Genomic DNA, 10,555 nt, shown 5'->3' on the forward strand with positions numbered 1-10,555 from the left:
GTAACCGGACATCTCCAGATCACGAATTAGATGACGTATCCAGCACGGGTACTCCTCTATTTCAACTTCTGGAGAATTTCCATGTCCGCCAAAGCCACTGTCAGCTCCACCCTGCTCGCCGGCGTTGTCGCAAGCCTGCTCGCTTCGGCCGCCCATGCAGCACCGCTCACCAGTGCGGAAGCTAGCGCCGCTGTCGCCGCTCACAAGGAAAAGTGCTACGGCGTCGCGCTCAAAGGTCAGAACGACTGCGCCGCCGGTCCCGGTACCACCTGTCAGGGTACGTCCGCGATGGATTTCCAGGGCAACTCTTGGAAGTTCGTTCAGGGCGGCACCTGCACGAATATCCAGGTGCCCGGTGGCGGCCACGGCTCGCTGACTCCGCTGAAGTCCTGATCCTCCCGACCGCAAAAGCCAGAACAGGACAGGAGGCGGCCATGACCGATTTCACCCGAACGACGCAACCCGGACCCGACGGGCGCGGCCGTCCTCCCCATGCACCGGCCGCCGCGCAGCACCTTGTCGGCACCAGTTTCAAGCACGAACATCTTGCCGATATTTTCGCGGACGGACTGAAAGACGGCTTCTTCGAAGTCCACGCAGAAAACTATATGGGGGCTGGCGGTCCGCCGCATCGGCTGCTTGCTGCGATCCGCGAGCACTATCCGCTCTCGATCCACGGTGTCTGCATGTCGATCGGCGGCCCTGGCGCGCTGGATGCGGCTCATCTCGCGCGCTTTCGCGATCTGGTTGCACGCTACGAACCCGCGCTGGTGTCGGAGCACCTCGCATGGTCCTCACATGGCGGCCAGTTTTTTAACGACCTGCTGCCTTTGCCGTACGCAAAAGAAACGCTCGAGCACGTGTGCGAACACATCGAGCAGGTGCAGAACGCGATCAAACGCCCCATCCTTCTTGAGAATCCGTCGACCTATGTCGCTTTCGCGTCCTCGACGATGAGCGAAACCGACTTCATCCGCAGCGTCGTTCAACGCACCGGTTGCGGCTTGCTGCTGGACATCAATAACGTTTTTGTCTCGGCAACCAATCACGGCTTTTCAGCCGCGGCGTATCTCGACGAATTGCCGTTTGATCGGGTGGGCGAAATACATCTGGCCGGACATAGCGAGCAACGCGACGACGAAAACGAACTGCTGCTGATAGATAGCCACGACCGCGCTATTTCTGAGCCCGTCTGGAATCTGTATAGGGATGTCGTATCGCGTACTGGACCAAGGCCGACGCTGATCGAATGGGACAGCAACCTTCCTGCCTGGCCCGTGTTGCGAGATCAGGCCATGACCGTCCGGCAAATCATCGTCGAACACGAGACGTCACTCGCGGAAGCGCCTTGCCATGGAGGTTGAAAATCGTCGGTGCCTCTCGTACGCGTTACCGCCCCCAGTCGGTACGCGGTACATGGGGTATCTGTTGTTCCTCGTACAGCCGGTAGACAAGCTCGAGCATTTCCCGAATGTCACGCGACTCGTCCAGCGCACGCATGCTCATTATGATTGGTGATACAAGCGTGGGGTCGTCCAGTTCCTTGTAGCTCACATCGTCACGCTTGAGGCCATATACGCTGCTGGGAACGACAGCAATTCCTTCCCCCGCGGCTACGAGACCCAGTGCAATTTGTAGCTCCCGTACTTCGTATATCCGGCGCGGCTTGAGCGCACGGTCGTGGAAGGCCGAAAGCACCTGGTCTGCATAGCTGGGTCGCGGCGCCTTGGGGAAAATAATCAGCGTCTCGTTGACCAGATCTCCAAGCGCGAGGGCTGGCTTGACGAGAGAAAGTGGATGCCCCTCGGGCAGCGCCACAATCATTTTCTCCTCACGAAGAATCACCCGGCGGATATTCGCATCCTCATGACGGATACGCCCAAATCCGATATCGATTACGCCGTCTTTCAGCGCTCTGAACTGGTCCATCGTCGACATCTCGTGAAGACTGAGTTCGACGGTCGTGTTCTCGTCGCGGAAGCGACGGATGATTTTCGGCAGCATTCCATACAACGTCGAACCCACAAAACCGACCGAAAGGCTGCGCTCGATGTTGCCCACGCGCCTCGTCATGGATTCCAGTTCGGCTGTCTGAGCCAGCACCTGCACTGCGTGGGAATAGAAGAACTTGCCCGTCTCCGTCAGCTTCAGCGGACGCGAGTTGCGCTCGAATAGCTGCACGCCAAGGATCTCTTCCAGTTGTTGTATCTGACGACTCAATGGCGGCTGGGCGATATGCAGCCGCTGCGCCGCACGCGTGAAATTGCGCTCCTCGGCAACGGCCACGAAATAGCGAAGGTGTCGCAACTCCATCTCTATACCTCCAGGATATAGCCCGATACCCAATCAGTGTTGGACGGTGCCTTTTGGCGTCCATTATTCTGCATTTACAGGGCGTTTCGGAACCCGATTATACCTTTCAGGCATTCTGGGTCACCTTGCATCAAGGGTTAACCCGGCAAAAAAAATTCAGAGCAAGGACAACCAGATTGTCCTTCGCCTGGAGCACGCATAGAGGAGCACACATGTCAGCCATCATTGACAAAGCCAGACAGCTGGATGAGCTGCTGCACACCGCTGTTCAGGAGGACAAAGGAAGTGGCGTATTCCGTTGCCGGCGCGACATCTTCACCAACGCCGATCTGTTCGAGCTCGAGATGAAACACATCTTCGAGAACAATTGGGTGTACCTGGCGCACGAAAGCCAGATTCCCAATCACAACGATTACTACACCACGTGGATTGGCCGTCAGCCCGTGGTTGTCACCCGCGACAAGAGCGGTGAACTGCACGCCGTCATCAACGCCTGCGCGCACAAGGGTGCGATGCTGTGCAGACGAAAGCATGGCAATAAAGGCAGCTTCACCTGTCCGTTCCACGGCTGGAGTTTCTCCAATACAGGCAAGCTGCTGAAGGTGAAGGATGCGAAGACCACCGAATATCCGGTGCAATTCAATACCAATGGCTCGCATGACCTGAAAAAAGTCGCTCGTTTTCAGAACTATCGCGGCTTCCTTTTCGGCAGCCTTAACGCGGACGTTTTGCCGCTGGAGGACTACCTCGGAGAGGCCAGGATCATCATCGACCAGATCGTCGACCAGGCGCCAGACGGACTCGAAGTACTGCGCGGCAACTCCTCGTACATCTACGACGGTAACTGGAAGATGCAAATGGAGAACGGCTGTGACGGCTACCACGTCAGCACGGTGCACTGGAACTACGCCGCGACGATGGACCGGCGCAAGGTCGATGGAACCAAGGCAGTGGATGCGAACGGCTGGAGCAAATCGGTAGCGGGCGTGTACGGGTTCGAACACGGCCACATCCTGCTGTGGACCAACACGATGAATCCCGAAGTGCGCCCCGTCTACCAGCATCGCGAAGAAATCGCGGCGCGCATCGGTGAAGCGAAGGCGAAATTCATCGTCGGCCAGACCCGGAATCTGTGCCTGTATCCGAACGTGTTTCTGATGGACCAGTTCAGTACGCAGATTCGCGTAGTGCGCCCGCTCGCCGTGGACAAGACCGAAGTCACCATCTTCTGTTTTGCGCCGAAGGGTGAAAGTGCTGCCGAACGCGCTACGCGGATCCGCCAGTACGAGGACTTCTTCAACGTCACGGGAATGGGCACCGCAGATGACCTCGAAGAATTTCGCGCGTGCCAGGCCGGTTATGCCGGGACCGCTGCGTTGTGGAACGACCTTTCGCGCGGCGCGCCGTTGTGGGTCGACGGCCCGGACGAGAATGCCCGGAGCATGGGTCTCAAGCCGCTTGTTTCAGGCGAGCGTAGTGAGGACGAGGGGGTCTTTGTGTGCCAGCACGAATACTGGGTGCAAGCGATGAACCAGGCACTGAAGAAGGAGCAAGAGGAGGCGCTGACATGAATTTCGACTACCAGACAATCTGCGCCACCCTGTACCGTGAAGCGCGTCTGCTCGATGACCGTCAGTGGGACGAGTGGCTGGCCTGCTACGCGGAGGACGTTTCCTACTGGATGCCGGCATGGGACGACGACGACCAGCTTACCGATGACCACGAGAGCCAGATCTCACTGATGTATTACCCGGATCGGGGTGGCCTTGAAGACCGCGTGTTCCGCATCAAGACCGAGCGCAGCGGTGCATCGATGCCTGAACCGCGCACCAGCCACAGCGTGACGAATGTGGAAGTGATGGCCGAACGCGGCAATGAAGTCGATGTGCGCTACAACTTCAACACGCTCAATCACCGCTACAAAACTACCGACCATTTTTTCGGCACGATGTTCGTCACCTTGCGAAAGGCCAATGACGACCTGCTGATTTCCAGCAAGAGAATCGTGCTGAAAAACGACTACATCCGCCAGGTGCTCGACATCTATCACGTTTGATTGGCATGTCGGGACGGGTGGGAAATGAAGGAGACAACATGTCCAGCTACAACATTGCCCTGAATTTCGAGGACGGCGTGACCCGTTTCGTGGAATGCAATGCCGGCGAAAAGGTGCTCGATGCGGCCTTTCGCGCGAGGATCAACCTGCCGATGGATTGCTCCGATGGCGTGTGCGGCACCTGCAAGTGCCGCGCCGAAAGCGGCCAATACGATCTGGGCGACGATTATATCGAGGACGCCCTGAGCGACGACGAGAAGAACAGCGGTCTCGTCCTCACCTGCCAGATGGTGCCGCAAGGCGACTGCGTGATTGCGGTGCCAGCGTCGTCCCATGCCTGCAAGACCGGGCAGAGCCGGTTCGCCGCGACGGTATCGAAGGTCGAGCAGCACAACGATGCTGCCGTCGTTCTCGAACTCGAGGTGGAGGCAACGGCACCGGCATTTCTGCCGGGCCAGTACGTCAATATCGATGTTCCCGGCAGCGGCCTCCATCGTTCGTATTCCTTTTCGTCGGCGCCCGGTGAATCAAGAATCAGTTTTCTGATCAAAAAGATCCCCAATGGCGTGATGAGCACCTGGCTCGAATCGGCACAGCCAGGCAACAAGGTGGAGCTGACCGGGCCGCTTGGCAGTTTCTATCTGCGTGCCGTGCAGCGCCCGTTGTTGTTCCTCGCCGGCGGTACGGGCCTGGCGCCGTTTCTGTCGATGCTGGAAGTGCTGGCGCGCGCCGATACGCAACAGAAGGTTCACCTCATTTATGGCGCGACGCGGGATCTCGACCTGGTGCAGGTCGATGCCATTGAATCGTACCTGGAAAAGTTGCCGAATTTCACCTACAGCACCGTCGTGGCCAGCACGGACTCGGCCCATCCCCGCAAGGGCTGGGTGACGCAGCACATCCCGGCAGAGGCCTTGAACGATGGCGATGTCGACGTCTACCTGTGTGGGCCACCGCCGATGGTCGATGCAGTCCGCAAGTATTTCGACGACAACGGGCTGAAGCCCAACAGCTTCCACTACGAGAAGTTCACGCCGAACGCAGCACCGGGGACCCCATGAGCACGCAACGATTTTCCGGCAAGGTCCTGGTGGTCACCGGCGCAGCCCAGGGCATTGGTCGCGCTGTGGCACTTCGTGCGGCCGCCGAGGGCGGCAAGGTGCTGTTCGTCGACCGCGCCGACTTCGTTTGCGAAGTGGCCGCCGAAGCGAACGGCGCTGACACGGCGGGATTCGTTGCCGACCTCGAAACGTATGAGGGCGCCGCATCTGCGATGGCTTTTGCGGCGCGGCAGTTTGGCGGCATCGATATTCTGGTCAACGGTGTCGGTGGTGCGATTCGCATGCGTCCGTTCGCCGAGTTCGAACCCGCACAGATTGACGCGGAAATTCGCCGCTCGCTCATGCCGACGCTGTACGCCTGCCATGCTGTGCTGCCTCACCTGCTTACGCGCGGTAGCGGAACCATTGTCAATGTTTCATCGAACGCCACGCGGGGTATCCGCCGCGTGCCGTATTCGGCGGCCAAGGGTGGTGTCAACGCGATGACGCAGTCGCTGGCAATGGAATACGCGGAGCACAACATCCGCGTCGTCGCCACTGCGCCTGGCGGGACCGACGCGCCTCCCCGGCGCGTTCCTCGCAATCTGGCCGGCGACAGCGAGCAGGAAAAAGTCTGGATGGGCGATGCGGTGAAGCAGGTTACCGACTCGACCTTTTTGAAGCGCTACGGCAGCATCGACGAACAGGTCGCGCCTATTCTGTTTCTCGCTTCGGACGAGGCGAGCTATATCACCGGTACGGTGCTGCCGGTCGCGGGCGGCGATACAGGCTGACCGACAGGTGCACTTCCGTCTTCTCTAACGGCACCGGGAATGCTCTGCCGGCTCGTTGATCGGGCCGCCTGTTTTCGTCGCACCGTAGCGCCGTAGCGCCGTAGCGCCGAATGCAAAAAAATAAATTTTCCCTGTAACCGGACACCTCCAGATCACGAATTAGATGACGTATCCAGCACGGGTACTCCTCTATTTCAACTTCTGGAGAATTTCCATGTCCGCCAAAGCCACTGTCAGCTCCACCCTGCTCGCCGGCGTCGTCGCAAGCCTGCTCGCTTCGGCCGCCCATGCAGCACCGCTCACCAGTGCGGAAGCTAGCGCCGCTGTCGCCGCTCACAAGGAAAAGTGCTACGGCGTCGCCCTGAAAGGTCAGAACGACTGCGCCGCCGGTCCCGGTACCACCTGTCAGGGTACGTCCGCGATGGATTTCCAGGGCAACTCATGGAAGTTCGTTCAGGGCGGCACCTGCACGAATATCCAGGTGCCCGGTGGCGGCCACGGCTCGCTGACTCCGCTGAAGTCCTGATCCTCCAGACCGCAAAAGCCAGCACAGGACAGGAGGCGGCCATGACCGATTTCACCCGAACGACGCATCTCGGACCCGACGGGCGCGGCCGCCGTCCCCGTACGCATGCTACTGCGCAGGAGCTCAGCCATGCAGCCTGAAAACCGTTCGCTCCGGTACGCCGCAGAGTTTGCACCGGGACTGATTGACCCAGCGATCGCGGCGCCTGAAGGCCTGGTCGCCGCAGCGGGGAAGCGTGTGGTCAAGCGCTATAACGTCTATCGCAACAACGTGACGGTCAGCCTTATCGATGCACTGGCCGCCGTCTACCCCGCTGCGCAGAGAATTACCGGCGTCGACTTCTTCAGGGCCATGGCCCGTTTCCATATCCGCGCGACGCCACCCGCTTCGCCGCTACTGTTCGAGTATGGGCGCGACTTTCCTGCGTTCATCGAATCGTACGAATACGCCCGTGACATGCCGTGGCTTGCAGACACGGCGCGCATCGAGCGCGCGTGGCTTGATGCCTATCACGCGGCCGACCTGCCGGCACTCGCTACCGAGGCGTTCGGCAATATCGAACCCGCGGCGTTGGCCGGGTTGCGTTTCAGGCCGCATCCCGCGGCGCAGATCGTGCGTTCGGTCTATCCCGCTGTCGCCATCTTCGCGATGAATCGCACTGAAGGTCCTATTTCTGCGGTGCATTCGAGCGAACCTGAAGATGCGCTCGTGACGCGGCCGGGATACGACGTCATCGTCTCCCGCCTGCCGGCGGGAGGTGCCGCGTTCCTGATCGCTCTTCTCGCGGGCGAGTCACTCGGCGAAGCAGTCACGTCTGCGTTTGAAGAAGCCCCTTCCTTCGATCTCCATGCCAACCTGGCAGGGATGATCTCGGCGGGCGTATTTTCCGCCGTCCAACATGGAGATTGACCCAAATGACGTCCGACACCCAACAGGCAAAACCGCCATTTCCAGGTGCGGTGATATCCGCGATTGTCATGGCGAAGAGGTTCATACAACATCTCGCGCAACCGTGGCTCGTGCAGTTCGTGCTTCGGATTGCGCTCGCCGTTCCTTTCTGGAAGTCAGGCATCCTTAAGTGGCACGGCTTCCTGCAACTGAACGACACGGCAATCGACCTGTTCACGCAGGAGTTCCAGTTGCATCTCCCTGGCGGCCCCTATCCGTTTCCCGCCCCTGCGGTTTTTGCGTTCCTGTCGGGCTGCGGCGAGGTAACGTTCCCGGTATTGCTCGTGCTGGGCTTCGGAACCCGGTTCGCCGCCGCCGGCCTGATACTGATGACATGCATCATCGAACTGACCGTCCCGGAAGGCTGGCCGATCCATCTCACGTGGGTGGCCATGGCACTGGCCATCGCCGCCTGGGGACCCGGCCGCATATCCATCGACTATCTGCTGGGTGACAGGTCGTTCAGGCCCTGACCCGAAGTTTTCATCGAATCGTTGGGCTGTTCTCCATTGGACACCATGAGAACTTCAGATCTGATACTCAGGCTGACCGAGCGTCTGACGACGATCGATCCGGACGCCGTTTCGAAACGGCTCAACCGGTCGCTGAGCGTGGGTCTTGCCGGCAGCACGGCTTTGCTGGTGGTCATTTACGGCATCCGCAGCGACATGCCGCAATTGCTGTTGACGACGATGTTCTGGATAAGACTCGCGTTTCCGGTCGCGATACTCATCACCGCGTTGAAACTCGCCGGGCGTCTTGGACACCCCGGCGTACCCGTCAAGCTGGCGTGGTTCGCGGTTGCGCTACCCTTCGTTGCTGTGCTGCTCGTTGCTTCGTTCATGCTGCTCGCGACTCCGCGCGGCTATCGGCTGGAACTGATGCTGGGCACAACATGGCGAGTCACCACGGCCAATATCGTTCTGCTCTCCTTGCCTCCGCTTGCAGCCGCGATGCACGCCATGAAGGGGCTGGCCCCGACCCGCCTCGCGCTTGCGGGCGCCGGCGCTGGGCTGCTCGCCGGCGCGCAGGGTTCGCTGGTGTATTGCCTTTATTCCTCGGAGATGTCCGTGCCGTTCTGGGGTATCTGGTACGTACTAGGTGTTGTATTAACCGCAGGCATGGGTGCTGTATTTGCTCCGTTCTACTTACGGTGGTAGCCGGGCAAGCCTAAGGGCAGGCCACGCCACAGGAAAGCGGGTCTCGAGATCAATACGGGTTGCACGCGCTGACCGGACAAGGAGTCAACGCCTGTTGCTGCCCATACGCAAAGGATAAATCGTGAAGGCTATTGGTCACCTCAGGATCGGCGTTCGCCTTGGAATCGGATTTGGCGCGACGCTCGCCCTGCTATGCCTCGTAGGCGCGCTTGGACTCGCGCAGGCTTCCCGCATTTACGACGGCACGCAGGAGCTCGCAACCGATCTCCTTCCCAGTGTCCAGCGGCTGGGCGATATCCGGGCGCTCGCCGACGAGGTCCGCCAGGCTTCCCTGAGTTATCTGATCGCCACCAGTTCCGCCGAGCGTCAGTCGCAGCGGTCGAAACACGACACCGCGCTGAAAGAACTTTCGCAGGTGTGGCCCCAGTACGAGGCGGTGGTCGGATCTGCCGAGGAGCTGCAACTCTCGAACCAGATCAAGGCAGCATGGACCTCCTACCTAGCGCTGGACAAACGGTTAAACGAGCTCTCCGACAGCGGAGATGAACATTTCAGCGACGCCCGCTCATTCGCCGGGGGCGAGTCTTCGAGCGCATTCAGCAAGGTCACCGCACTCATCGCGCAGGATATTGCCCTGAACAGTCAGGGCGCAAGCGACTCCAGTGAGCAGGCTGCGGACGCCTTCCACAGCGCCTCGCTGTTTACCGGCGCGCTGACCGGAATAGCGATCCTGTTGAGCCTCGTGATTGCGTTCGTCATTACCCGCTCCATTACGGTTCCCATTGGCTCGTCCGTGAAGATTGCCCAGACGGTCGCGCAAGGCGATCTCACCTCGCAAATCGAAGTGAGCGGCAAGGACGAAACGAGCCAGCTACTGCGAGCGCTCAAACATATGAACGAAAGACTCGCTGAACTGGTAGGCCAGGTGCGTTCGGGCAGTGACAGCATCGCGACGGGCGCTGCGCAAATCGCAGCGGGCAATGCCGATCTGAGCCAGCGGACCGAAGAACAGGCTGCGTCGCTCGAGGAAACCGCGGCAAGCATGGAGGAACTGGCTTCCACCGTCCGGCAAAACACCGAAAGCGCCCGGCAAGGCAACGCGCTCGCGGCAAACGCGTCCGATATCGCGCAGCGTGGTGGCGACGTCATGGGCCGCGTAATCGGCACGATGCAGACGATATCGGAAAGCTCGGCCAGGGTGACCGATATCATCGCGGTGATCGAGGGTATCGCCTTTCAGACCAACATCCTCGCACTCAACGCATCGGTCGAGGCGGCGCGTGCGGGGGACCAGGGGCGCGGTTTTGCCGTCGTCGCTGCAGAAGTGCGGACCCTCGCACAACGAAGTGCCCATGCTGCCAAGGAGATCAAGGAGCTCATTACACACTCGGTCGAGCGTGTGAAGGCCGGTTCGAATCTCGTCAACGAAGCTGGCGCGACCATGGACGAAGTCGTCCAGGCGGTCAAGCGCGTCTCCGACCTGATGGGAGAGATTACGGCGGCATCGCTAGAGCAGGATGCCGGTATCGAACAGGTCAATATCGCCGTGGCTCAGATGGACCAGGTGACGCAGCAGAACGCTGCGCTGGTTGAAGAAGCTTCGGCCGCCGCGCAGTCGGTGTCGGCGCAATCCAGCACACTGCGCGAGGTCGTGTCGATCTTCAGGCTGGGAGCGGAGCCTGCGGTGAACAGCGCGTCGCTCGCGTAGCAGCACTCGT

Annotated in this window: 12 protein-coding genes; 11 read left to right on the forward strand and 1 reads right to left on the reverse strand. The window is 60.1% G+C overall.

Annotated elements, in window-relative coordinates; translation table 11 throughout:
- The first annotated feature begins 81 nt into the window (after positions 1–81).
- Positions 82–393 carry a BufA1 family periplasmic bufferin-type metallophore gene (locus P3T24_RS22950; RefSeq protein WP_074264537.1) on the forward strand — a complete coding sequence of 104 codons (312 nt, stop codon included), beginning with the start codon at positions 82–84 and terminating at the stop codon, positions 391–393.
- A 41-nt stretch (positions 394–434) separates the two neighbouring features.
- The gene (bufB, locus tag P3T24_RS22955) at positions 435–1,364 is read left to right on the forward strand and encodes an MNIO family bufferin maturase (protein WP_429438074.1); all 930 of its coding nucleotides are present in this window, start codon (positions 435–437) and stop codon (positions 1,362–1,364) included.
- A gap of 25 nt (positions 1,365–1,389) precedes the next feature.
- On the opposite strand, the gene P3T24_RS22960 is transcribed toward bufB, so the two are convergent.
- Positions 1,390–2,313 (reverse strand): LysR family transcriptional regulator, encoded by a 924-nt coding sequence (locus P3T24_RS22960; RefSeq protein ID WP_074264542.1) that lies wholly within the window; start codon positions 2,311–2,313, stop codon positions 1,390–1,392.
- 212 nt (positions 2,314–2,525) lie between these two features.
- Between P3T24_RS22960 and P3T24_RS22965 the strand changes: the two genes are divergently transcribed.
- From P3T24_RS22965 to P3T24_RS23005, 9 genes are all read left to right on the forward strand, one after another.
- On the forward strand, positions 2,526–3,884 hold the full coding sequence (locus P3T24_RS22965) for a Rieske 2Fe-2S domain-containing protein (protein ID WP_429438230.1): 1,359 nt from the start codon (positions 2,526–2,528) through the stop codon (positions 3,882–3,884).
- Positions 3,881–4,369, forward strand: a complete 489-nt coding sequence (gene benB, locus P3T24_RS22970) for a benzoate 1,2-dioxygenase small subunit (protein WP_429405012.1) — start codon at positions 3,881–3,883, stop codon at positions 4,367–4,369. The genes P3T24_RS22965 and benB overlap by 4 nt, the downstream gene beginning before the upstream one ends.
- Before the next feature lie 38 nt (positions 4,370–4,407).
- Positions 4,408–5,430, forward strand: a complete 1,023-nt coding sequence (benC, locus tag P3T24_RS22975; protein WP_429438076.1) for a benzoate 1,2-dioxygenase electron transfer component BenC — start codon at positions 4,408–4,410, stop codon at positions 5,428–5,430.
- Positions 5,427–6,203 (forward strand): benzoate diol dehydrogenase BenD, encoded by a 777-nt coding sequence (benD, locus tag P3T24_RS22980; RefSeq protein WP_429438078.1) that lies wholly within the window; start codon positions 5,427–5,429, stop codon positions 6,201–6,203. The genes benC and benD overlap by 4 nt, the downstream gene beginning before the upstream one ends.
- 214 nt (positions 6,204–6,417) lie before the next feature.
- The gene (locus tag P3T24_RS22985; RefSeq protein WP_074264537.1) at positions 6,418–6,729 is read left to right on the forward strand and encodes a BufA1 family periplasmic bufferin-type metallophore; all 312 of its coding nucleotides are present in this window, start codon (positions 6,418–6,420) and stop codon (positions 6,727–6,729) included.
- A gap of 129 nt (positions 6,730–6,858) precedes the next feature.
- Positions 6,859–7,638, forward strand: a complete 780-nt coding sequence (locus tag P3T24_RS22990; RefSeq protein ID WP_429438081.1) for an HvfC/BufC family peptide modification chaperone — start codon at positions 6,859–6,861, stop codon at positions 7,636–7,638.
- Positions 7,639–7,706: 68 nt separating this feature from the next.
- On the forward strand, positions 7,707–8,150 hold the full coding sequence (locus P3T24_RS22995; protein WP_429287161.1) for a DoxX family protein: 444 nt from the start codon (positions 7,707–7,709) through the stop codon (positions 8,148–8,150).
- A gap of 45 nt (positions 8,151–8,195) precedes the next feature.
- Positions 8,196–8,837 (forward strand): DUF1109 domain-containing protein, encoded by a 642-nt coding sequence (locus P3T24_RS23000; RefSeq protein ID WP_429438084.1) that lies wholly within the window; start codon positions 8,196–8,198, stop codon positions 8,835–8,837.
- A 121-nt stretch (positions 8,838–8,958) separates the two neighbouring features.
- On the forward strand, positions 8,959–10,545 hold the full coding sequence (locus P3T24_RS23005; RefSeq protein ID WP_429438087.1) for a methyl-accepting chemotaxis protein: 1,587 nt from the start codon (positions 8,959–8,961) through the stop codon (positions 10,543–10,545).
- Positions 10,546–10,555 lie beyond the last annotated feature (10 nt).

The organism is Paraburkholderia sp. GAS33 (assembly GCF_050436645.1).
Taxonomy (GTDB): domain Bacteria; phylum Pseudomonadota; class Gammaproteobacteria; order Burkholderiales; family Burkholderiaceae; genus Paraburkholderia; species Paraburkholderia phenazinium_B.

Coding starts and splice junctions, on each gene's coding strand:
- P3T24_RS22990 (WP_429438081.1), top strand. CDS start 6,859: ATGCAGCCTGAAAACCGTTCGCTCCGGTACGCCGCAGAGTTTGCACCG.
- benB (WP_429405012.1), top strand. CDS start 3,881: ATGAATTTCGACTACCAGACAATCTGCGCCACCCTGTACCGTGAAGCG.
- P3T24_RS23000 (WP_429438084.1), top strand. CDS start 8,196: ATGAGAACTTCAGATCTGATACTCAGGCTGACCGAGCGTCTGACGACG.
- P3T24_RS22960 (WP_074264542.1), bottom strand. CDS start 2,313: ATGGAGTTGCGACACCTTCGCTATTTCGTGGCCGTTGCCGAGGAGCGC.
- benC (WP_429438076.1), top strand. CDS start 4,408: ATGTCCAGCTACAACATTGCCCTGAATTTCGAGGACGGCGTGACCCGT.
- bufB (WP_429438074.1), top strand. CDS start 435: ATGACCGATTTCACCCGAACGACGCAACCCGGACCCGACGGGCGCGGC.
- P3T24_RS22965 (WP_429438230.1), top strand. CDS start 2,526: ATGTCAGCCATCATTGACAAAGCCAGACAGCTGGATGAGCTGCTGCAC.
- P3T24_RS22985 (WP_074264537.1), top strand. CDS start 6,418: ATGTCCGCCAAAGCCACTGTCAGCTCCACCCTGCTCGCCGGCGTCGTC.
- P3T24_RS22950 (WP_074264537.1), top strand. CDS start 82: ATGTCCGCCAAAGCCACTGTCAGCTCCACCCTGCTCGCCGGCGTTGTC.
- P3T24_RS22995 (WP_429287161.1), top strand. CDS start 7,707: ATGGCGAAGAGGTTCATACAACATCTCGCGCAACCGTGGCTCGTGCAG.
- benD (WP_429438078.1), top strand. CDS start 5,427: ATGAGCACGCAACGATTTTCCGGCAAGGTCCTGGTGGTCACCGGCGCA.